Here is a 22924-nt window from a genome sequence, read left to right as displayed (position 1 = left end):
CGCTGAGAAAAGCTGCAGAAGTAATTTGGCTATCGCCCCAACGCCCAACGGGGCAATGGTGCAGCTGGAGAGAATAGTCGGCGGCGGCGGAGACCATGATAAATAGATAACCGATTTTCTTGAATCTCGCTGCCGTACTTGATAGACGCGCGACTGCATTCGACCCTCGATCGCATGGACGGCATACTCAATGCAGTATTCACTCGCACATTCAACTATTAGGGTGAATTGAAGGCCTTGCTTGGCCGGCTCGCGGAGGCGCAGGGCACCGCAAATGCCCCTCGTCTTATGGCTTGCCCGATAATTTGGCGCTCGGGTCTGGCCGAAATCGCCCAACCGGAAAGACTCAAACACCGATGTTGCGTGCGATGCTGTCGGCCGCCATACGCTTACGCCACTCAAGAGGCCCGGAATTGTGAATGGAGTTTCCCTCAACATCGACAGCCATGACGACGGGCATGTCCTGCACATCGAATTCATAGATGGCTTCCATGCCCAGGTCTTCAAAGGCGACAATCCGCGCCGCCTTAATCGACTTTGAAATCAGGTACGCAGCGCCACCCACTGCAGCAAGGTATGGCGTTCTGTGTCTTACAATCGACGCGATGGCCGCCGGTCCCCTCTCCGCTTTGCCCACCATCGCGAAAAGGCCGGTTTCGGCGAGCACCTTGTCCGTAAAATCGTCCAAGCGGCTGGAGGTTGTTGGACCGGCGGGTCCAACGACTTCATTCCTCACTGCCCGGACGGGACCGACGTAGTAGATCACGCGGCCCCTCAGATCGACTGGGAGCGGCTTGCCGGCATCAATCAGTTCGACCATTCGTTTGTGGGCAGCGTCACGGCCCGTCAGCATCTTTCCAGAAAGCAGGAGCGTTTCACCGCAGCGCCACGATGCCGTCTCTTCCTTCGTAAGCGTATCTAAATTGACCCGCCGGACGCCGGCTGGGTTCAATTCGTCGGCTCCGATGTCGGGCCATTCGCGCAAATCGGGCGGCTGGAGGCTGATGGGTCCAGAGCCGTCCAAAGTAAACTTCAGGTGCCGGTTGGCGGCGCATTGCGGGATGAGCGCCACAGGCTTGGACGCTGCATGAGTAGGATAGGTCGCAACCTTGACGTCAACGACTGTCGTCAGACCACCAAGGCCTTGGGCGCCGATACCAAGCGCGTTGATCCGCTCATAAAGCTCAATCCGCAGCCCCTCTTCTGCGCTTGACGCCCCCCTTGCGATCAGTTCCGCCATATCTATGGGCTCGTTCATGGCCTCCTTGGCCAGCAGCATCGCCTTTTCAGCGCTACCACCGATGCCGACAGAGATCAGTCCAGGTGGACACCACCCGCTGCCAAGGGTCGAAACGGTATTCACCACCCAGTCGGAAACGGAGGCGCTGGGATTGAGAGTGGTAAAACGTGCCTTGTTCTCCGACCCGCCGCCTTTCGCGGCGATGGTGATCTCAATCTGGTTACCTTGCACCAGGTCGACATGGACAACTGCCGGTGTGTTGTCGCGGGTGTTGACCCGTCTAGCGAGGGGATCCGCAACGATCGATCCCCGAAGGGGATTGTCCGGATCGAGATAGGCTTGACGTACGCCCTCATTCACAAGATCCGCGAAACTGGCTGTTGACTTAATGCGGGCATCCATGCCGACCTTTGCGAAGACAACCACAAGTCCGGTGTCCTGACAAATCGGGCGCCGCCCAAAGGCCGCCATGCGGGAGTTCAGCAGAATCTGACCTATGGCATTCTTCGCCGACGGGCTCTGTTCTCGCGTGTATGCGTGAGAAAGAGACCGGATATAATCTGGAGGATGATAGTACGAGATGTACTGAAGGGCGTCGGCGACGCTCCTTGTGATGTCGCTACCGGCCATGGTCCGTGTTCTGTTTCCCACCGGATTTTATCCAAATGAACCGAGGCCATTGACCATTTTCAGAATCTGGAAGCTTCGCACCCCCTGCTCGCCGCCTTCATATCCATAGCCGCTTTGCTTGACTCCTCCATAAGGGGCATCAGCGGAAACCCCTTTCAGGTAATTCACACTAACAGCGCCCGCAGAAAGACCGCCCACAAGCCTCTGTTGCGTATCGGCCGCGCCAGTAAACAAGTAGGCGGCCAGACCGTACTCCGTGGCGTTGGCTTCATCGATCGCCTCTTCGATCGTATCGAAAGGAGCCACGGTGAGAATTGGTCCGAACGGCTCTTCATGAAGCACTCTCGCTTCCTTCGGTACGCCAGTCAGGATGGTTGGCGGCCAGTAAAACCCCGGTCGGTCAAGGGGGATGCCACCGGTCTCGATTTGGGCGCCGCCCTCTACCGCATCTTTGGTCAGGCGTTGCATGGCCTCGATTCGCCGCGCGTTTGCCATGGGACCCATCTGCGTTGCAGGGTCATCCGGTGGACCGATCCTGATTTTTCGGACCGCCTCCGTCATCCGGAACAGGAATTCCTCATAGCGGGATCGGGCGACAAGAATCCTGCTGGGCGCATTACAACTCTGGCCCGCGCACTCGAATTTGTATTCCGAAATAGCCGGTATCGCCGTTGCCAGGTCGGCATCTTCGCACACAATAACCGGGGAATGTCCACCGAGCTCAAGGATGCAGCGCTGCAGATTATTCGCGGCCAGTGTGGCCAGCTGTTTCCCAACAGCGGTCGACCCCGTGAACGTCAAGACTTTGACAATTGGCGAACTGAGCAGATGCCGTGATATATGCACAGGAACACCGAACACCAGGTTGACCACGCCTTCCGGTATCCCTGCTTGACGCAAAGATTCCACGATATGGACAGCCACGCTTGGCGTCTCTTCGGCCCCTTTGAGGATCACCGGGCAGCCTGCCGCCAGCGCGGGGCCGAGCTTGCGGGCGATGAGAACGGCTGGATAGTTCCACGGCGTAAAGGCAGCGACGACACCGAGGGCCTCCGGGACGATCATCCTGTTCGGACCCAACGGAATCGGGGTCGACAACTCATCGGCATGCCGTCCATTCCATTCCAGCGTTTCGACTGCGCGCGCGTACTCTCCTGTTGCTTCGGCAATCGTCTTTCCCTGTTCGGACGACAGGTCCCTGGCTGCGGCGCCAGCTTTCTCTGCCAGAATGCTGGCGGCAGAGACGAGTATCTCGCCACGCTCTTTGGCGGGTCGTGAGGACCACGCCTTGCGGCTGCGTTCTGCCGAAGCAAGAGCTTCATCCAAGTCTGAAACCGTAGCCGAGGCCACTGAGGCAAATACCTTCTCCGTCGCCGGGTTGATCACCGGCAAAGTGGCTCGGCTACCACCGGCTCGCCATTTGCCATTAATGAAGAGCTCGTAACTCTTGGCGTCGGACATCGCGGGCTCCACTTGACTGAATTCTTGCATACGAGCGCAGTTTCGATATCGAAACTGCTGAACTCGCTTGAGCCAGTTTCATCGCGATGGTCGCGGCGGGTCAAATATCGAATATTGCCGAAATCCATCTGGAATCCAGATCGGCTGGTCCTAATGGCCGCAAAAGATCATGCCCAGCTTTACAGGTTAGTTTGTCAGGTCGCCTCAGGCGCCACCGCCGCCCAGTCCCGGATTTCAATCAATTTTCTGGCGACCTTCGGAATGAGCTTGCGGACCGCAGAAACGGCCGCAGAACGCTCATCTTTGGGATTTACAGCGAGCACCACGGACCGAGTAATCACCGGATCGACGATCTTGACAGTCCGGACCAGCCCTTGGGAGGCTTCTTTCTGAACCGCAGACGGGGCGAGAATAGAATGCGCTTTTCCCTCTACGACCATGTTGATGATCGTTGAGAGGGAGTCCACTTCAAACCTGACGTCCAGCGCGCAACCGTGTTGTGCAACGACATCAGCCACCGAACGCCTGACATTGTTGTTGCGCATGGGAACCGCCAGGGGGAATGCATGCAGGTCGGCCAGAGATATCGCATCTTCAAACGGTGGCTCGCCGGACGGAACTACCAGACAAAGGTCTTCGCGCGCTAGCACCGTCATTCGCCCCACACTGTCTGCTGTGCGGTACAGAACCGCCAGATTGAAGCGTCCAGCCGCCATCCATTCCTCTAGCGGTCCCGTCATACCCTCGACCATCTTGAGGGACACCTTGGGCAGTTCGTGTCTCACCGCCTCAAGCAGCGGACCGCTCAGGACGCGAGCAGCTCCAGACGGAATGCCAATAGTCACCTCCCCGGCAGGGGAAGCGGCTGTGTTGGTCAATTCCACCTCGGTAAGTCGAATTTCTTTGAGAATTGCCCGCGCCCGCTCGAGCAGTTTGGCTCCTGACGCCGTCACGCTCACGCCGGTCCTGTCGCGTATCAGCAGCTGAGTGCCGAAGCCTTCCTCCAATTGGCGCACATGCAGACTCAGCGCACTCTGGGCGACATTCAGAAAGCCAGCGGCCTTGGTGAAACTGCCTGCTTCGACCACGCCAACGAAGTATCTTAACTGCCTAATTTCCACGGGTACTCTTCCGAGGGCGAACTCCAATTTATGTAATCTATCTCGAAATGCGATGGCGCGACAGCAATAATTGTGCCAGGGCGCACTAAGTCTGCTCTAAACCAGCCGCAGAAGACTCAAACGCCCAAGTCGGTGTCCGGACCCGCGGCAGCAATTTCTTGGGCCCTTCGGATCACCGGTGGATCGACCATCTTTCCCTCGAAGGCGAAAGCGCCTCGGCCCTGCCCTGCCGCATCTTTTTGCGCCGCGAGGACACGACGGGCCCACTCGAGTTCCTGTGGGCTTGGTGAGAAAGCCTCATTGAATATGGCAACCTGGTTTGGATGGATCGCCAAAGCTCCGGTAAAGCCAAGCCGCCGCGCATGCGCCGCGGCCTCACGAAGTCTATCGTTGTCTGAGAACTCGCTGATAGTTCCTATGAAACCAAGCGGTAGCAAGCCAGCGGCGCGAGCCGCAAACAGAACGGAAAGATTCGGTGTCAAAAGAAGGTCGAATTCCGGGGCACCGCCAACAGAGGCACTGAAGTCTTCAGGACCCAGCGCCATTGCAACCATCCTGGGATGCGCAGACGCAATGGCTGAGAGACTTTGCAATGCTGCCGGAGTCTCGATCTGGGCAAGGAACCTGATTCGACCCAGCGCAAGGCTTCTTTCTCGTTCAAGTTCCGATACCGCATTCGCGATCTCTATTACCCACGCTGCCGAATCCGTCTTCGGAAGGACAAGTGCATCAACACCCGCCACTACGGCTGCATCGAGATCGGCCGCCAAGGCACGCAAACCGCGATTCACGCGAACTAAAACATATGCGCCCCTGCCGCCCACCTTTGCCACGGACGCAGAAAGCTGGCGCCGTGATTCATCTTTTTGATCCTGGGGAACGGAGTCCTCGAGATCGAGTATGACGCCATCTGCCCCGCGCTCATGAGCCGCCTCCACAAAGCGCGGAACATGAGCGGGAACGAAGAGCAGAGATCTCCAGCGGGGAACAAAAATCGGGCTTTCAAGGGCCGGGACGGTGTGATCCATAATGTCGCCTCTGCGGTCATTTTAGCGCGGGCGGTGTCAGTGAACTCGCTGGCCGGCTGTGGCGTTGGGAGGGACCCGAAGTTGGTAAGTACTCTGTAATCGGGATCGCGTCCCTTGCCCGACAATAGGCGCGCTCATGCTGACACGGCGCTTGCGCCCAAGCCTGCTCGAACCTCCTCGCGGACAGCCTCCGTATGCGCACCAAGAGCCGGAACTGGGCGCAGCGAGAGGCGCTCAGAGTTGAAGATTGCTGCCGGAGCTATGGTCTCTACAGTTCCTTCAGGGGTGCCCACCTCAACCCTGCGAACGTGAGGATGCCTTGAAACATCAGCCACTTCATTCAGGCGCCCGTACGCGAGACCGGCCGCCTCGAGCTCGTGCATTGCATCGTGGCAGGACAGTTCAGAAAACCGCCGTCCAATGATCTCATCAAGCTGAGCACGATGACCAAGTCGCTCCATATTATCGGCAAAACCGGGTGCGCGTGTAAGCTCCGGCTGCTTCAGGAATTTCTCGCAGAAATTTACCCATTCGCGGTCATTCTGAACCGAAAAGATGACGTCTTTGCCGTCGGCGCACTGATAGGCGCCATACGGTACCAATGACGGGTGTCTCACGCCCGCGCGAAAAGTATGATAGCCGCTATAGTCGTTTTGCAGAACGGGCACATTCATCCAGTCGGCGACGGCATCGAACAGTGACACCTGAATACTTGTCCCTTCACCGGTGACCTGGCGGTGGTACAGGGCCTGAAGGATGGCGCTGTGTGCCGTCATGCCCGCCGAGATATCGCAAACAGAGACCCCTACTCGCGCGGTCCCTTCTTGGGTGCCGGTGATCGCGCATAGACCTGATTCGGCCTGAACAATGAGATCATAGGCCTTCAAATGGGAAAACGGCCCTTTCTCCCCGAAACCGGAGATGTCGCAGGTGATCAGCCGCGGAAAGCGTCGGCGGAGGTCGGCAGACCTAAATCCCAGTTTTTCGATGCTGCCCGGTTTCAAATTCTGGATAAAGACATCAGCAGCGGCGATGAGCGCGTCTAGGACGGCGCGGTCCGCCTCCGATCTCAGGTCCAGACAAACAGACTCCTTACCCCGGTTAAGCCAGACGAAGTAAGCGCTCTGTCCCCGCACCAACTTGTCATAGTGTCGCGCAAAATCCCCTTCGGGCCTTTCGACCTTGATGACCCGCGCCCCCGCGTCCGCAAGGCGAGACGATGCATAAGGCGCGGCCACGGCCTGCTCCACGGCAACGACGGTGATCCCCTCAAGGCAGTTCTGCATGTCTACACACCGCGCTATTCATCCAACAATTTCGTTTTGAGCCCGACGGCGATTCAGCATCGCCAGCAACCGGTTCTGTTCATTGCCTACAATCGAGAATGCCTCGTCGACTCCCATTCCAGGCTTCGCGAGCATCATGTCTGCTTGGGTAGCCACCGATATGTGGACAGAAGTCTGGGCAGAGAGATCTGTCTCGGTACAGCTCCCTCCAACGTACGCGCCTACCTTGTTCTCCTTGCACAGAAGCACGGCACGTGCCGTGTCAGCCAATGAGCCGACATCGGGCGTCTTGATTTGAATGAGATGCGCGGCCTTCGCTTCGGCGAAGAGGCGGATATCCTCAAGCGTGTTGCACCTTTCGTCCACGACAATTCGAGCACTGGAACCCCGGTCATCTAAAATCGCTACGATCTTGGCGTAGTTCTCAATTTGAGCTTGCGTGGAACCAAAGTCGGCCGGCGACTCGATGTTAAGTGCGAAGCCCGGAACGGTATCGGCAACCTTGCAGATAAAGTCGGCGATGCTTTGCGGTTGAAGGCCGATCTCCTGACCGATCCAGCCATAGACATCGAAATGTAGCACGGGATGATACCCCTGGCGGCCGATTTCGTGAGTACGCGTTGCAACCCACTTCACGAAATCCATGAAAGTGTGGCCGTCGACGCCGAACTTCTGCCGTGAATTGATCAGACCGTGGGGAAGCACATCCACGGCTTTCAAAATCATCTTATCGACATTGGTTTCCCGAGCATCTCCGCTCTGGCAGTAGATCGGGATGCGGCAGGTCGGTAGCGGCAGATCAAACTCGGCGCATATGATTTCCGCCATTGTCTTGCGATGAAAATGGGCTGCTGCGCGGAGGAGCGCCTGGCTGACCCCATACTCGATCGCGAGAGGTAGCCGCTTGTGGCCGAAGGGCTCGAAAACCTTCACGCAGGAATGAAGGTAACAAGACGCATTAACATCGAGAAGCCGGGGCACCACTACCCGTGACGTCAAATCCGAGATTTGAGCAGTTTCAAACAAGGAATCGCGTCCACCAGCACCAGAATACTGGACGCCCATCATGTCGCCCCAGACTACGGTATCGTCCGCAAGCACAAGCCCTACGCTCAATGAAGATGCCGGAACACGAATGGATTTGAAGTCGGGAGTGACGGGCTCGCCCACATAGACAAAACCGTCCTGGATTGCGCCGGACCTAATGGCAGCTTGATCGTCATAGAAGAACGCGCCTGTGCCCGGCGCGAGGAGGACGTCTTTGATCTGCAATTCAGTCACTCGATTCGTTCCTAGGAAATCAAATTTGCCGCTGTGGGCGTTGGCTGGTCTGCACTCAACTTTAGATCTTCATCGGCCGCGCAGCGAACGCTAGCCCTTCATTGCGGTCGACATGCGCGCCCGATCGTATGGCTAAGACGATGGACCGCCCGGGCCTACGGATGTCAATGGACCCAGCAGAAAGCGAATCCATTGCATCAAGACACCTATTACACCTCCGTGCTCCACTTCATCCAACACTGAGCAGCGAGGTTCGAAGATGCCCGGAGCAGGCGATCTGAGCTCGTCAGACACTGAGCGTCTCAAGTGCCTGACTCGACCTCTTTTTACGGAAAGACACATTCTCGACTTTCCTTCGACGATTAATGAGTGCGTTACGGACTCCAGCTTCATAGACTGCCAGAGCCTCTGCGCTGACCGTACCACTGCCAAATTCAGCGCAAACAAGATGTCCCCTGCTGACGCCGGGCGGATCCGGATCAAACGTAGGATGTGGTGCTTCGCTCATTGCTCAACCTATTGCGAGTATTCAGGCGACTTTGGCGCCCGGTTTAAGATGGGTGTTGCGCGTTTGCATTTTCCCGCTCTGGAAGTATGCGCCGAGGGTATCCAATTCGCCAATATAATGTCCCGGACGGTGCCCATCGCGTTTTCAGATGGCTGCCGCCTTGCTTGGTGGAACTACCGCTGCTCGAGTTCACCAGCAATGCGATCCTTGCCTGGGCCTATGCAAGCCGCGTAGACCTCCGGGCAAGCCCACGCAGAACGGTTTCGTCGAGAGCTTCATGTATAGACGGCCCCGCGGGTGCAAAGTGGTTTTGAGACAGATGACATTCGGTGGGTGCGTTCATGTATTCGGCCTGTTCATGCGACCACTACATGGTCGCTGGCCCTGATGGAGATCGCGGATCGAGGCCTCGTCAACGGGTGGCGCTGATCGCGCATAAAGCTCTTCGGGCTTTCTCGATCCCAGCTCTGCCGCTTGCCATCACGTCGTCATTGCACTTGAGCCATTCGCGCCCGTCATCATCATTGCCCAGATGATGCGAGCAAGCTTGTTGGCAACCGCAACCGCGACAACCATGGGACGCCTGCGCTCAAGGAGCCCGTCAATCCATGATCCATCCAAGGTGGCGCGCGCTTTGGGATATCGCACTAGCGATCTCCTTGCTTCGTTATGCCGCCGGGACGGCATGTCCCGCCGGATGAGTTTTGCCGAGGCGTGAGGCCCAGCCAGGCAGCAAACTCGCGCCCGGAGCGGAACGCGGACGGATTGGGTATGGTCGCGGCAAATGCGGTCGCTGTGATCGAGCCGATTCCGGGATCGAGGCGGCAGAAGAACAAAAGAGCCTCTTTCCGACGCAGCCGGCGCCGGACAGTGGCGTTCCCCTCACATCGACACCGTGAACCTGAAAGACGTTCTTGGCCAAATCCAGACCGATCGTGGTAATCTTGATATGGCAGGCTCCTCTCGACTGTGGGTCTGTGGTCACTGCACAACCTACCATTTGGCACCCGGATGACGGGGAGCAGGAGCCATCCACATGGGGAATCGCGGGAGCGCATCGCCCAGAGAACCAATCATATCCTTGGAAGGTGGCTGTTCCCCCATAAGATGGAAATACGGGCTCACGACCTGACGCCGGACCCAAGCGTCAGATGGAGAACAGCTATGAAAGAATATATCGGACTTGACGGTGCGCCGTGACGGCCCGGGAGGTGAACATGGAATAGCCTCCTCTCAAGCTTGCTGATCTTCGACCGGCGGCTACAATGCCACCCCGCCTTCAGGAGCAGCGGCGGAAGGGGCCGAGAAGCTCGACCGGGCGTCGCCGGTTGGGTGTCATAAGGAGATCGGCCTGCACTGTACCGGATGCGAACCATCGCCGCAGGCCGTGCTACCGCAATGTCTATGGCGAGATAACGAAGGAGCGCTGGAAGCCTCGGATTCAACCGGCAACGCCTCCAAATCATGCGATGGCATGGGAGGTAAGAAGCGAAGACGCGTAAGTGCGTGCGCCACCATCCAGGTGGATGATCCACTCTCGCTTCGAACTCTTTCGTCAGGGCGCCCTCCAGCAGCAGGCCCTAAGTCAGATATCGCCACAAGCCGATTATCAGCTTGCGCGCCAAGGTGATCATGGTGCGGCGGATGCGTCCCTTTGCCGGTGCCAACGCGCTCGTGAAACCAGCGCACGAGACCTCGCTCTGCGCCAAGCCGCATGACCAGCACAATGGCCGCCCCATTTTTGCAGAACTGGACGCACACAACCCCGATTGGACAAATCTTCGACGACGATCACCCCTTATCAGGCGACACCTCTGGCGATGCGGGTGTAAGTGCCGCACAGCGATCTTTTCCAGGGGTCGGAAATGGTGTGATCGACCAACGGATCAGGTCGACGGAACGCTGAAGGATAGCCTCGGTCTGAGAGAGGGAGGGGGAAACGGCGATGACACATCCCATCACGTCTAGGTAATAGCCTTTCCTGAGGATCCGCGTTCTGGGTTTAACATACAACTTGACCTCGGCGACACCTGATATGGCAGCCGCCTGACTGTCGCCCCTGATCCAATCGAGGGTGCCATCGCGGTCAGGAATTAGGTTCCGCGCGGCTGCAACGTGCGAATGCCTTCTACGTAAATTCCACTCGTCGCCAATGACGAGCTTAATGTGCTCGGTGATGAGGTCGACACCGTAAGCCAGTTGAACCAGTCGAGGATTAGGGTAGCCTGCAAGACGCGGATTGACTTCAATGACGACTGGGCCAAGCTTCGTCCATCGGAGATCAATGTTCGTTGGCCCCCAGCCAAGGCCGAGAGCTCGCAAACAGCTCAGCGAAACATCAATGACCCGCTCATGCTCGTCCTCGGTCAGCACGGCCGGATAGGTGTATTCACGGCAGACGAAATGCGGTGGGAGGCCAAAGGAAGCGGTGCCAATCCCAACGACCTCGTTTCCCATTATCTCAGCGCTATAATGGGGACCCTGTGCGAATTCTTCGACCAGTATCCTCGGTGAAGACGGCCAAATGTACTTCCCGCCCAACAGATAGGTCGCATGTTCGGCTAACTCATCAGCGTTCCGGCACAATCGGACACCGCTGCTTCCGGCGCCAACAGCAGGCTTAACTACCACCGGAAGGCCAATCTCCGCAGCAGCGTTCTCTACGTCCCTCGCATTCGCCGCCAAGCGATAAGCAGGTATTGGAACACCGGCTCCGGCGAGGAGCTCACGTTGAGTGAATTTGTCATAGCACCGTTCAATTGATCCGGGGTTCGGGCCCGGTAAATCGAAATGCCGGCAGAGCTTGCTGACGGTCGCATAGACCGACTCGTCGAGCCCCGAAAAGCCAGTAATGCCAGCGATGTCATAGGTCGCACGCAGTCGGGAACATTCGCGGATCAGCGCATCGAGATTGTCTGTATCGACCCGGGTCGCCTCAGTGTCTTCCGCCGCAAGATAGTCGTACTGAGTTGGATCAGCCGACAGGGTAATTGGACAGAGACCAAGACGTTGGGCCGCTTGGACGAATAGCAGTCCCATACGTCTGTGGCCTTCAACCATGATGAGTGCTCTTCTTGCCATTGGCATTGATCCTGGCTAGTGGGTTGTGCGGCGGTCTGAGCGTGAACAGGCATCAGCTTTAATCCGCGCCTGACCTCAGACTTTGCGGTGAAAGTATCACTATCAGCGGTCTGCGGCCGCAAAGATTCTGTGAAGTTAGTTGAAGTATCCGTTGCAACGTCTCGGTTGCCAACGATACCGCTCAGAGCGTTTCGGCGAATTTCGGAGCGTTGCGATGGAGACGTTTGATAAGGCGCCCCAACCGGGCATCCAGCCGCTCCAGCCCGCAATACTGAAGCGGCAGGTCCGTTCATTGTTCGACCTGTTTTTGTGCGGCCTAAGGCCGCTGGCCATGCTGGTGTCGGCGGACCCTCATCAAGCTGCCGCGCTGCGATGCGCGTTGAAACACTCAGTTCTCCCGATCTAGCGTAAGCGGTGTGCCATCGGCACCTAGACTGGGTGCGGGGTCATGAGGTCTCACGTGGTATTCTTGCCACTGAAGACCTCCGCCAAATAGTCAATAAACACCCTGACTTTACGTGGGGTGTGACGTCGCTGAGCATAGAAGGCGAAGATCGGTTGCTCGATGGGTTCATAATCCGGCAGCAGCCGCACGAGGCGGTTCTCCGCTATATCCTGGGCGACCATGAAATCGCCCAAGAGGGAGTAGCCCCCTCCCGCTAGGCACGCGTTTCTCACCGCTCGCGCTGAGTTCATTGTCAGATGCTGCGGCACTTCGAAGTCAATGACCTTTCCTTGATGCGAAAACCTATGAACGCGCCCCCATTCTCCGCTGACCTGAGTAACGGATGGGCAAGCTTTGATCTCGTCCAAGGTCCTGGGTGTCCCATATTGCTCGCAAAACTGGGGCGTAGCGACGAACACGATCCTCTGCGTGAAAATTCTCTGCGCAATCAGGGATGAATCGTTCAATGGCCCTACTCGGATGGCGACATCGAAGTGCTCTCCAATAAGATCGACCAACCGATTGCCAAGGTCGATTGAGACCTCGAGCTGCGGGAACCGTCTCACGAACTCGGGAACCGCTGGTGCCAGGCACTCATTGCCAAAGGCCGTTACGCAGGAGACGTGGAGCTGGCCGCGAGGGGTTTCGTGGCGTTCGCGTACCGCGCTCCGCATCAGATCAAGCTCCTCCAGGAGGCAGGTGCTCTTTTGCACGAACTCCATCCCGGCATCCGTCAGATTGATCTGCCTGGTGGTGCGGTTAAAGAGACGTACGCCGAGATCGGCCTCCAGGTCTGCCACAATGCGGCTTACCGAGGCAGCGGAAAGGCGCAAATCCCGGCTCGCAGAAGAGAAGCTGTTATGCCTGGCGACTGCCACTGCCACCTTCATGGCCTCGATCATATCCATGCGCCATTCTTCCGAAATCCAAAATAATGTCTCTCACCCAGCGCCTATTAACACGGAAATCGGATTCATGCATCAATGCGGCGAACGCTCAATTTGAGGAGATGATGGACATGTCCACGAATCCTAGCTGGCTACTTCGGAGCTACCCTTCCGCAATGCCTTCCGTCGAGAACTGGAGCCTGGAGGACCGTCCAATTCCCGAGGCGGCGGATGGTGAGCTGCTGGTGAAAACTTTGTGGCTCTCCGTCGACCCCTATATGCGCGGTCGGATCAGCCCCGCGAAGAATTATGCTACTGGTTTTAAAATTGGCGATCTGATGTGCGGCGGCGGAATTGGCGAGGTAATTACGTCTGAGTCTCCAGACTTCAAGCCAGGCGACGTCGTGATGAGCGATCATTTTGGTTGGCAGCCGTTTAGCGTTATCCCGGCCGCGTCGGCCAAGCCAGTGACAACTACGGACGCTCCGATTCAGTCCGCGCTGAGCTATCTCGGCATGCCCGGTCTCACCGCCTACTTTGCCCTCCTCAGAACCGCAAATCCGAAGGTGGGGGAAACGGTGTTGATCTCTGCCGCGTCTGGAGCTGTAGGGCAGATTGCGGGACAGATCGCGCGGATCAAAGGGTTCGACCCAGTCGCTGTTGCGGGCTCGGACGAGAAGCTGGAATGGTGCAGGGAGCTTGGATATCGGACAGGCGTCAATCATCGAAGCTCGCCTGATCTCGTGGCAGATGTCGCGACCGCATGCCCCAAAGGCGTTGATGTCTTTATCGACAACACCGCCGGGCCGATTCACGACGCAGCCATGTTAAACCTCAACACCTTTGGCAGGGTGGTGGTCGTCGGGACTATTGCCTTGGCCGACCGGTTTGACCAGCCCGATATCGGCCTCAGGCATCTCAGAAGGACGCTGATCACCCGTGCGCGGATAGAAGGGTTCTTGCTCGACGACCACGAGGGAGAATACGAGATCGCGATTGCCGATCTGCTGTCATGGTACAGACAGGGACTGCTTCAGACACGGGAAGATGTTGCGGAAGGGATTGAGACCGTGCCCCACGCTTTCGTTCGGATGTTGAAGGGAGAGAACTTCGGCAAGCAACTGGTCAAGCTGTGATGCTCTGAACGAAGATTTGTCCGCTTCGGCAAAACTGCGATTTTTGTGCACGCGTTACTCAAGCGGATAATTCCAAGGCAGCAGCTCATCGATCCGGCTCTGCTTGTGGCCGTTGACGATGGCGGTGAGCGTGGCGGTCAGGTAGGCCTGCGGGTCAACGGCATTGAGTTTGCAGGTTTCGACGAGCGAGGCGATGGTCGCCCAGTTCTCGGCTCCGACGTCGTGGCCCGCAAAGAGCGCGTTCTTCCGATTGAGGGCGATAGGCCGGATGGTTCGTTCCACGCTGTTGTTGTCGATCTCGATGCGACCGTCGGTCAGGAAGAGCTTCAGACCGTCCCAGTATTTAGCGATGTAGGCCACCGCCTCGCCGAGTGGGGACTTTGTCGCGACACGGGCGCGGTGATGGACGAGCCAAGCCTGCACGTCGGAGACCAGCGGCGCTGATCGTTCCTTCCGTCCAGCAAGGCGAGCCTCCGGGTCAAGGCCGCGCAGTTCGGCCTCGATCCGATACAGTTCACCAATCCGTTTGACACCGTCCTCGGCAATCGGCGCTGTTCCGTTGCGAGTGATCTCAACCAGCTTGCGCCGGGCGTGGGCCCAACAATAGGCAAGCCGAATGTCTGATCCGATACGGTCAGGTGCGATCAGTCTGTTGTATCCGGCATAGCCATCGACCTGCAGGATGCCGGAGAATCCCTGCAGTATTCGTTCGGCATGAATGCCCCCGCGACCGGGAGCGTAGGTGAAGGCCACACCTGGCGGAGCACCGCCGCCCCATGGTCGATCATCCCGCGCAAGCGCCCAGAAGTATCCGGTCTTGGTTTTGCGCGAGCCGGGATCGAGAACCGGGGCACGGGTCTCGTCCATGAAGAGCTTGGACGAGCGCTTCAAGTCGGCAATCAGCGCACCGAAGACGGGACGCAACTCATAGGCTGCGCGGCCGACCCAGTCGGCGAGCGTGGAACGGTCGAGATCAATGCCTTGGCGGCCCATGATCTGGGCCTGCCGATAAAGCGGAAGGTGATCGGCATATTTGGAGACCAGGACATGGGCGACGGTCGCTTCTGTCGGTAGGCCTGCCTGGATCAGTCGTAGTGGAGCCGGAGCCTGAACGACGCCGTCAGTGCACGCACGGCACGCATATTTAGGGCGACGGGTGACGATGACGCGGAACTGCGCCGGGACTACGTCCAACCGCTCCGCCACATCTTCGCCGATATAATGCAAATAACCGCCGCAGGAGCAGATCAGGCTTTCCGGTTCAAGGACCTCTTCGACACGAGGAAGATGCTGAGGAAGGGAGCCGCGATTGGTCGCGCGCGGCCTAGTGACCCTGTTCCCAGGACGAGCATCGACTTCCTCCTCGGCATGGATTGTTGCCATGGCCGTTTCCAGGTCTTCCAGCGCCAGATCGAACTGGTCGGGATCGGCCTTCTCGGACTTGCGCCCGAAGGCTGCCTGCTTGAAGGCCGAGACCAGTTTCTCAAGCAGTTCTATCCGCTCATCCTTGCGGGCAATCTGGGCGTCTTTGCCTGTCTCGCGCGCCTTCGCCGCGATCAGCATCGCCTTCAGGGCGGCAACATCATCGGGAAGATCAGCGGCGTCCAGCATGGCCGGAACCTACCAAAGCCCGGTCCGTTTTGCCTTCGGAATTTGTTGTGCTGAGTCATCGTGCCGCAGCTATTCTATCACCCCCGGCGCTCTGGTCTCGACGGCGCGAACCCGCTGCCAGTCCAGGCCCGCGAACAGTGCCTCGAACTGGGCATGGCTCAACGTCATCAGGCCGTCCTTGATGCCGGGCCAGGTGAAGCTGTGCTCCTCCAGCCTCTTGTAGGCCATCACGATGCCGCTGCCATCCCAGTAGATCAGCTTCAACCGATCCGCTTTGCGTGACCGGAACACGAAGACTGTTCCGGTGAACGGGTCCTTGTGCAGCTCGTTCTTTACCAGCGCCGCCAATCCATCATGCCCCTTGCGGAAGTCTACCGGCTTGGTCGCCACCATGATGCGCACGCGGTTCGATGGAAAGATCATGTCGCCGCTGCCAAGGCACGCGCGATGGCAGCGATCCGGGCAGCAGACGCACCTTCCTCAAGACGGATTGTGACAGGACCGACAACGATCTCGGCGCGGGAGGTCTGCTTCGCGGTTGGCGGTTCCGGCGCGGGCGTATCAATGACCATTGCCGCGAATTCCACGGCATCCTCTGGCGCGGGCAGAACCAGCTTGCCCTGCCGCGCCAGCGTGCGCCAGGACGACAGGTGGTTGGCCTTCAGCCCGTGGCGCTCCGCCACTTCGTTCACCGTCACGCCCGGACGCAAGCTCTCCGAAACGATCTGTGCCTTGACCTCATCCGGCCATTGGCGATGCGCCTCACGTCGGCCCCGCCGTGACGTGAGAACCTCCAACGTAGTGTCCATGGAGAAACTCCTTGTCGCTCGTCCATGGAACGTCGATCACAGATCAGGCAACTGCGGACAATGTGAGGGCAAAACAGCGGTTACGATCTAGCGCGGATTACATATTGTTTACCGGCCGACGCGCCGGCCATGACAGTCGAGTGCTTGCCCTGAAGAGGCGCGTGACGATAGCGAGTCCTGCTCTGGTTGGACCAGAATGAATTCGAGGGTTCCGATGCCCGCGGTATAGGTACATTTGGGCTGCAGACGTGTGCAGGTCCAGACAGATGTGAGACGGATGGCTTGAGAAAAGTTCGGGGGTCTCCGAAGCTGAAGTTGCGAAGATCAAACTTCAGGAGAACCCCCGATGCAGGTTTTTGGCCTGCCGCGTCATGTTATCAGAGCCGGTGCTCTGGCGTCACGGATCGCGGCGAAATCCCTATCGAATGAAGCCGCGATCCGTATGGACGCCGTCAGGCGCTGGCTTCCTCAACGCAATCGAGGCTCAGTTGCCTAAGGCGTAGAGCGGTTCACGTCATCCTGGATATGGCCGCAGAACGTTCTTCGCCAGCGATGGCAAAGGGTTTGATCGACCAATGGATCAAGTCAACGGCGCGCTGAAGTATGGCCTCGGTCTCAGCACGGCTTGGTGAAGCGGCGATGACATGTCCGAAGAGGTCTCGGGAATCGCCTTTCCTGACGATCGGCATCTTGGGTTCTACGTACAACTTCACTTCGGCGACGCCTGGTATGGCAGCCGCCCGACTGTGGCCAGCGATCCACTCGAGGATTCCATCACGCTCAGGAACGAGGAGCCGCGCGGTTGCAGTGTGAGAATGTGTTCTACGCAAATTCCATTCCTCGCCGGTGAGAAACTTGATGTGCTCGGTAATGAGATCGATACCATAAGCCAGATGAACGCGCCGAGGACTGGTCCCAGCCCCAAGACGCGGATTGACTTCGATGACGACTGGGCCAAGCTTCGTCCACCGAAATTCAATGCATTTAGGCCCCCAGTCAAGGCCGAGAGCTTGCAAACAGCTCAGCGATACATCGGCGATGCGGTTATGCTCATGATCAGTCAGCGGGGCCGGAAAGGTCGAGGTACGAAAAACGAAATGCGGCGGGCAGCCGAACTCAGAGGCGGTAATCCCGATTAACTCATTTCCCATTATGTCGGCGCAATAATACGGACCCTGTGCGAACTCTTCGACCAGTATCCTCGGTGAAGACTGCCGTATGTGCTTCCCACCCAACAGAAAGGTCGTATGTTCGGCTAATTCGTCGGCGTTGCGGCACAGTCGGACACCGGAGCTGCCGCTGCCTACGGCTGGCTTGACAATCACCGGCAGGCCGATCTCCGCGGCGGAGCTTTGTACGTCCGCTTCATTCGCCGCCAAGCGATAAGCAGGTATTGGGACGCCGGCCTCCCGGAGGATTTGACGTTGAGTGAATTTGTCGCAGCATCGTTCAATGGATGCCGGATTCGGTCCCGGTAGATCGAAATGCCGGCAGAGCTTGCCGACTGTCGCATAGACCGACTCCAGGGCGCTGGTGATGCCAACAACCTCAAAGCTCGCACGCAACCGGGCACATTCGTGGACCAGCGCATCGAGATTGTCTGTATCGATCCGGATTGTCTCAAGCCTTTCCGGGGCATGATAGTCGTAGTGCGTTGGATCAGCCGATAGGGTAATTGGATGAAGGCCAAGACGCCGAGCCGCTTTGACGTAAAGCGGACCGTTGGACCTTGTACCTTCAACCAGGATTAGCGCTCTTCTTCGCATTGCTGTTGACCTTTTTTGCAAGTTGTTCGGCAGTCAGAGCGTAGATGGCAGCAGCTCTGGCCGCGCCTTCTAAGCCTTGCGGCGAAGTTACTCTTTTCATCGAAATTCTGTCGCAAAGACTTCGTAAAAGTATGTGAAGAATTATTTACAAAATTTCGAACGCAGATTTTCATCACGTAGCATCTCGACGAATGCCGAAGAGTACGAGTTTGCTCGGCCTTCTGACAGAAACGCCTGACGGACGAGAGAATTTCGTCCGCGGACTTGGTCCTTCGATAGGGCTTTGAGTTCTCATTGTGGCGCTCGATGAAGGTGCGAATATCAGCCTCGAGCTGGCTGGTTGAGGTATGCACGCCGCGTCACACCTGCTTTCAGGTCAGTTCACCGAGCCAGCGGTCGACCTGATTGATCTAGGATGCCGATGTGGGCGTGAAGTGGAGATGGGTAGTGAGGCCGGCGCGACAGCCATGACCTGAGCAGCGCGGTTTTGTGGGTGGCATAATGATCCATGACGACGTGGACATCCGGATCGGGCGGCACGTTGGCGTCTATCTGCTTCAGGAAGTCCAGAAACTCGGTTGCCCAGTGCCGCTTGTAACATTTGCCAATCACAAAACCGGACGCCACATCGAGCGCCCCAAACAGCGAGTTGGTGCCGTGCCGGACATAGCTATGAGTTCGGCGCTCCGGCATGCCGGTTGGGGCGGTGACAGGTAGAGCCCGACGATGTCGCAATCGTTGTCGACGAGCAGGGATCGCTCAACAGCTTGAACGTCTCCGAGCAATGCGGCCGCAGCCCGAGGCGATCCATATAGGCGGATCGTCGTATGGGAGCACCGGTCGCAGTGCCATCGATCGGATTGACCAATGGGTCGCATTATCAGGCTCGAGCGTAGCGTCCGCTCGATCATGGCCGCGATCTGATCATCGTCGATGGTCCGGGGTCTGCCGGGGCGGGCCTCGTCCAGCAGCCCCTCGACGCGATCTTTGAGGAAAGTCGTCGTCATTTGCCGACCGTGTGTCCGTTCACGCCCAACTCCGCTGCCACAACCTTTCTGGGACACCGTCAGCGCATCGAAGAATGATCCGGCACCGCTCCGCCATCGATCGCGCTATACGCTGACGCCGGACCTGCCGCTCCAGATGCTCCCGCTTGACCGCACTCAGGACCAGGGCGGCCCCAGGCCGGCCGGTTGCGTTTGCCATCATGTGCTCCTCATCGCTCCAAGCGCATCATACAAAGAGGCTCACTTTCAGTTCCAGATGGCCAGGCTTCTCTGCGCCCTATTCAGGCGTTGCAACAAAACCCATTTTTTTCCAGCGAAGGTCGTAGCAGCAGCCCAGCGGGCCAAAGTCCGGGTCCGCTTGCACCACTACCGCAGGTACTGCTTAGGGTGAACAAGCCGGCATCCCGCGGCCATGCGGCCGAAATCGGCAGCCAGCGCAGCCAGACCCCGAAAATCAGGATCAGGATGATGCCGGTGACGAATTCGGGCAGCACCGTCACCGACAGGCCGCCAAGGCTGATGATGCGGTCGAGCGGCCGGTCGAGATTGAGCGCCGCGATGACGCCGCCTAGGATGCCGATCGGCACCACCAGCACGAAGGCGACCGCCGCCAGTTTCATCGAATTGCCCAAGGCATCGATGACGAAGGGCGCCACCGGCGAGCGGAAAAGATAGGACGTGCCCATGTCGCCCTGGATGAAGTTCCAGATCCAGCTGCCATATTGGGTGAGCAGCGGACGGTCGACGCCGAGCGTGTGATTGAGCGTGTCGACGGCGCGCTGGTCGGCAAGCGGACCCAATATGGCCCGCCCGACATTGCCGGGCAGCACCTGGCCACCCAGGAACACCATGATGCTGAGCAGGAACAGCGTGACGAGCGACAGTGAGACTCGCCTAACGAGAAAGGAAAGAATAGCTAATACTCCTCGTGGAGCCAGCCCCCGCAAGGGAGCTGGCTGTTATAAGCTTGTGGGCCAGCCCCGCAACGGGCTGGCTGTGACTCATGCCTTCGATGCTTTGTCGAAGAACAGCTGCCCCATGCCAGTCTTCTTGATCCCGAACACGCCCTTCGCGGTCACCGTCAGGTCGTCGTAGAAGTATCCGAAGATAACAGGCGTTTCCTCAAGAAGCAGGTTCTGGATCTTGCCGGCCGTTGCCTTCTGCGCCTCCAGATCTAGGGCCGCGATATAGCTGGACACCAGCGTGTCGTAGTCCTTGCTCTTGAAATGCGCGGCGTTCCAGCTACCGTTGCTTGTCAGCGGAGCGGAAAGCAGGACGTTCGGCGCGCCGCGATGGCCGTAGTCGCAGATGCCCATCACCGAGTCCAGCCAAGGCGACTTGCCGAACACCGCATCGCCATAATAGGCGCCCAGGGGGAGCATGTTGAGTTGGAGCTCGATGCCGATCTCCTTAACCCAATTCTGGATCAGCTGCGCATAGTCGGGAAGCTCCACGAAGCGCGCGGTGGTCAGGGTCACTTTGAATCCTTTGCCGACGCCGGCCGCCTGCATTAACTGCTTGGCCTGGGCGAAGTCCTGCTTGCGCTGCGGCACGCTCGTGTCAGTCGAGGGGTAGACTGGAGCGAACGGGCTGTCGTTGCCTGGTGAAGCGCGGCCCTTAAACAGGCCGGCAACCAACTTGTCGCGATCAAGGCAGAGCGCCACGGCGCGACGCACGCGTGGATCCTTGAACGGATCGGAATCGCAGCGCATGTGGAACTGCGAGTGCGAGGCCGTCTTCACGCTGTCGATATTGACGTTCGGGTTGTTGAGTAGGCTAACGCCGGCCACCGCCGAAAGTGAGATGACATCGACCTCACCGCCAAGCAGCGCCAGGATAGCCGATTGATCATCGGAGAAGAATATGAACTCGATGCGCTCCGGCAGCACCTTGTCGCCCCAGTAATCTTCGTTGCGAACGAAGGGGGCGCCGACCTTGGACGTGTATTTCTCCAGCTTGAACGGCCCGGTACCGTCGAAGCTCTTCTCGTAGTCGCCCTTATAGCTCGCCGGGATGCGCGATACTCCTCCCACAGGAGCACCCGAGTTACGCCGCGGCGGCGTAACTCCTTCTCCACATAGGCCCAATCGGGACCGGCCGGCTGGGGCTTTGCGGCGCCGCCTTCGGCGCCGGGAAGAGCAGCAGCTCGAGGCCTTCGTCATCCATCCCTTCAGGCAGCGGCCAGCTCAGCCCGGCAAGACGGGCGCGCCGCAGATAACCATGCACGACGCCATTGCTCACCCCGAGCGTGTGCGCGATGGCACGCTCGCTCAGGGCCTGGACATGCCCTAGACGTAAAACTTCTCTGATCCGGCGCATCGACAATCTCTGGGTTGGCATCAGGCTTCCTCGTTTTGAACGAGGCATCCTGTAGACTGACTGAGTTGTCGGCCGAAGCGTCCCGCACCTCCGAAAAAGGTGCTCACGATCGTCTGAAATCGTTGCTCATGATCCCATGAAATCCGTGCTTATGATGCGGTGACATCCGTGCTCACGATCGCCTGCAATACGCGCGCCAACGGCTACAGCAAAAAATATGCATCCGCCGGCTGGGCGACCTATGACCGGCATTTCTCGGTCTGGACCGAAAGGAACGGGTATCGGGTGGACATGGCGACGCAGCACGATCTCCACCTGCTCCCCGATCTGCTGGATCGCTACCGCTGCGCGGTTATCGTCGGCCACGACGAATATTGGAGCTGGGAGATGCGCGATGCCATCGACCGCTTCGTCGAGCGCGGCGGGCACCTGGTGCGTCTCGGCGCAAGCTTTCTCTGGCAGGTGAGGCTGGAGGATAACGGGCGCAGGCAGGTCTGCTACGAGGGCCGCGACGACGATCCGGTGGCCGAAATGGCCATCTGTGTCGGATGGATCGCCAAAGCTCCGGCAAAGCCAAGCCGCCGCGCACGCACCGCGGCTTCACGAAGTTTATCAGTGTCGGAGAGCTCGCCGATGCTTCCTACGAAGCCTAACGGGAGCAAACCGGCGGCACGGGCAGCAAACAGAACAGAAAGGTTCGGCGTCAACAGAAGGTCGAATTCCGGGGCGCCGCCAACGGCGGCACTGAAGTCTTCAGGACCGAGCGCCATTGCGATCATCCTTGGATCCGCCGACGCAATGGCTGCGAGCCTGTGCAAGGCGCCCGGCGTCTCGATCTGGGCAAGGAACTGGATGCTTCCCAGCGGAAGATTTCTTTCCCGTTCAAGTTCCGATACCGCGTTTGCGATCTCTGATACCCAGTCTGCCGAATCCGTCTTTGGAAGAACCAGTGCATGAACACCCGCCATCACAGCTGCATCGAGACGGCCGCCAAGGCGCGCAAACCACGATTCACGCGGACCAAAACAGATGCGCCGTTGCGGGCCACCTTTGCCACGCATTCAGGAAGCTGCTTCCGTGCCTCGCCCTTCTGATCTTGGGGAACGGAGTCCTCCAGGTCGAGAATGACTCCATCTGCACCCCGCTCATGGGCCGTCTCCACGAAGCGCGATACGTGAGCGGGTACGAAGAGCAGGGATCTCCAGCGTGGTACAGACATCGTGCTTTCAACGACCGGAAAGGTGTCCTTGATCATGTAGTCGCCTCTACGATCAATCTTAGCGAGCGTGACGGCAGTGCGCCTGCTGG

Annotated in this window: 15 protein-coding genes and 6 pseudogenes; 2 read left to right on the top strand and 19 right to left on the bottom strand. The window is 58.4% G+C overall.

Going from position 1 to position 22924, the window contains the following annotated elements:
* Window positions 1-346 precede the first annotated feature (346 nt).
* The 9 genes and pseudogenes from EJ074_RS18830 to EJ074_RS18790 all read right to left on the bottom strand — a co-directional run bounded on the left by EJ074_RS18830 (window position 347) and on the right by EJ074_RS18790 (window position 12989).
* Window positions 347-1870 (bottom strand): fumarate hydratase, encoded by a 1524-nt coding sequence (locus EJ074_RS18830; RefSeq protein WP_127862797.1) that lies wholly within the window; start codon window positions 1868-1870, stop codon window positions 347-349.
* 27 nt (window positions 1871-1897) lie between these two features.
* Window positions 1898-3331: an NAD-dependent succinate-semialdehyde dehydrogenase gene (locus EJ074_RS18825; RefSeq protein ID WP_127808947.1), complete on the bottom strand. Its 1434-nt coding sequence runs from the start codon at window positions 3329-3331 to the stop codon at window positions 1898-1900.
* Window positions 3332-3525: 194 nt separating this feature from the next.
* On the bottom strand, window positions 3526-4452 hold the full coding sequence (locus EJ074_RS18820) for a LysR family transcriptional regulator (protein ID WP_127808946.1): 927 nt from the start codon (window positions 4450-4452) through the stop codon (window positions 3526-3528).
* Between the two features lie 116 nt (window positions 4453-4568).
* Window positions 4569-5480, bottom strand: a complete 912-nt coding sequence (locus EJ074_RS18815) for a CoA ester lyase (RefSeq protein ID WP_127862798.1) — start codon at window positions 5478-5480, stop codon at window positions 4569-4571.
* 134 nt (window positions 5481-5614) lie between these two features.
* On the bottom strand, window positions 5615-6766 hold the full coding sequence (locus EJ074_RS18810; RefSeq protein WP_127862799.1) for a CaiB/BaiF CoA-transferase family protein: 1152 nt from the start codon (window positions 6764-6766) through the stop codon (window positions 5615-5617).
* Window positions 6767-6784: 18 nt separating this feature from the next.
* On the bottom strand, window positions 6785-8038 hold the full coding sequence (locus tag EJ074_RS18805; RefSeq protein WP_127862805.1) for a methylaspartate ammonia-lyase: 1254 nt from the start codon (window positions 8036-8038) through the stop codon (window positions 6785-6787).
* Between the two features lie 1170 nt (window positions 8039-9208).
* Window positions 9209-9367: pseudogene (locus EJ074_RS30375) on the bottom strand (transposase); the annotation flags it as partial.
* 979 nt (window positions 9368-10346) lie between these two features.
* Window positions 10347-11636: an acetyl-CoA carboxylase biotin carboxylase subunit family protein gene (locus EJ074_RS18795; protein WP_127862800.1), complete on the bottom strand. Its 1290-nt coding sequence runs from the start codon at window positions 11634-11636 to the stop codon at window positions 10347-10349.
* Window positions 11637-12092: 456 nt separating this feature from the next.
* On the bottom strand, window positions 12093-12989 hold the full coding sequence (locus tag EJ074_RS18790; RefSeq protein ID WP_127862801.1) for a LysR family transcriptional regulator: 897 nt from the start codon (window positions 12987-12989) through the stop codon (window positions 12093-12095).
* Between the two features lie 101 nt (window positions 12990-13090).
* Here EJ074_RS18790 and EJ074_RS30670 point away from each other — a divergent pair, with 101 nt between their 5' ends.
* Window positions 13091-14104: an NADP-dependent oxidoreductase gene (locus EJ074_RS30670; RefSeq protein ID WP_348627030.1), complete on the top strand. Its 1014-nt coding sequence runs from the start codon at window positions 13091-13093 to the stop codon at window positions 14102-14104.
* Window positions 14105-14158: 54 nt separating this feature from the next.
* Here the strand turns inward: EJ074_RS30670 and EJ074_RS18780 are convergent, their stop codons facing one another.
* From EJ074_RS18780 to EJ074_RS30355, 8 genes and pseudogenes are all read right to left on the bottom strand, one after another.
* Window positions 14159-15715: an IS66 family transposase gene (locus EJ074_RS18780; protein ID WP_127862803.1), complete on the bottom strand. Its 1557-nt coding sequence runs from the start codon at window positions 15713-15715 to the stop codon at window positions 14159-14161.
* Between the two features lie 69 nt (window positions 15716-15784).
* Window positions 15785-16138, bottom strand: a complete 354-nt coding sequence (tnpB, locus tag EJ074_RS29780; protein WP_135855989.1) for an IS66 family insertion sequence element accessory protein TnpB — start codon at window positions 16136-16138, stop codon at window positions 15785-15787.
* The gene (locus EJ074_RS29775) at window positions 16135-16512 is read right to left on the bottom strand and encodes a transposase (protein ID WP_245454731.1); all 378 of its coding nucleotides are present in this window, start codon (window positions 16510-16512) and stop codon (window positions 16135-16137) included. The genes tnpB and EJ074_RS29775 overlap by 4 nt, the downstream gene beginning before the upstream one ends.
* A gap of 521 nt (window positions 16513-17033) precedes the next feature.
* Window positions 17034-18290 (bottom strand): acetyl-CoA carboxylase biotin carboxylase subunit family protein, encoded by a 1257-nt coding sequence (locus tag EJ074_RS18770; RefSeq protein WP_127862804.1) that lies wholly within the window; start codon window positions 18288-18290, stop codon window positions 17034-17036.
* Window positions 18291-18496: 206 nt separating this feature from the next.
* Window positions 18497-19496: pseudogene (locus tag EJ074_RS18765) on the bottom strand (IS630 family transposase); the annotation flags it as partial.
* Window positions 19497-19683: 187 nt separating this feature from the next.
* Window positions 19684-20211, bottom strand: a pseudogene (locus tag EJ074_RS18760) (ABC transporter permease); the annotation flags it as partial.
* An 87-nt stretch (window positions 20212-20298) separates the two neighbouring features.
* Window positions 20299-21312 (bottom strand): annotated as a pseudogene (locus EJ074_RS18755) (ABC transporter substrate-binding protein); the annotation flags it as partial.
* A pseudogene (locus EJ074_RS30355) lies at window positions 21312-21637 on the bottom strand (IS21 family transposase); the annotation flags it as partial. The pseudogenes EJ074_RS30355 and EJ074_RS18755, both read right to left, overlap by 1 nt.
* Window positions 21638-21775: 138 nt before the next feature.
* Between EJ074_RS30355 and EJ074_RS30350 the strand changes: the two are divergent.
* A pseudogene (locus EJ074_RS30350) lies at window positions 21776-22084 on the top strand (N,N-dimethylformamidase beta subunit family domain-containing protein); the annotation flags it as partial.
* Window positions 22085-22113: 29 nt separating this feature from the next.
* Here the strand turns inward: EJ074_RS30350 and EJ074_RS18750 are convergent.
* Both EJ074_RS18750 and EJ074_RS30665 read right to left on the bottom strand, forming a co-directional pair.
* A complete protein-coding gene (locus EJ074_RS18750; RefSeq protein WP_281033674.1) occupies window positions 22114-22584 on the bottom strand; it encodes an aldolase/citrate lyase family protein in 471 nt (156 codons plus the stop codon).
* On the bottom strand, window positions 22584-22871 hold the full coding sequence (locus tag EJ074_RS30665) for an aldolase/citrate lyase family protein (RefSeq protein ID WP_281033644.1): 288 nt from the start codon (window positions 22869-22871) through the stop codon (window positions 22584-22586). Before EJ074_RS30665 ends, EJ074_RS18750 begins: the two co-directional genes overlap by 1 nt.
* Window positions 22872-22924 lie beyond the last annotated feature (53 nt).

The sequence above is a fragment of the Mesorhizobium sp. M3A.F.Ca.ET.080.04.2.1 genome, from assembly GCF_003952525.1.
Classification (GTDB): Bacteria; Pseudomonadota; Alphaproteobacteria; order Rhizobiales; family Rhizobiaceae; genus Mesorhizobium.
This window is presented reverse-complemented; position numbering and strand designations above follow the sequence as displayed.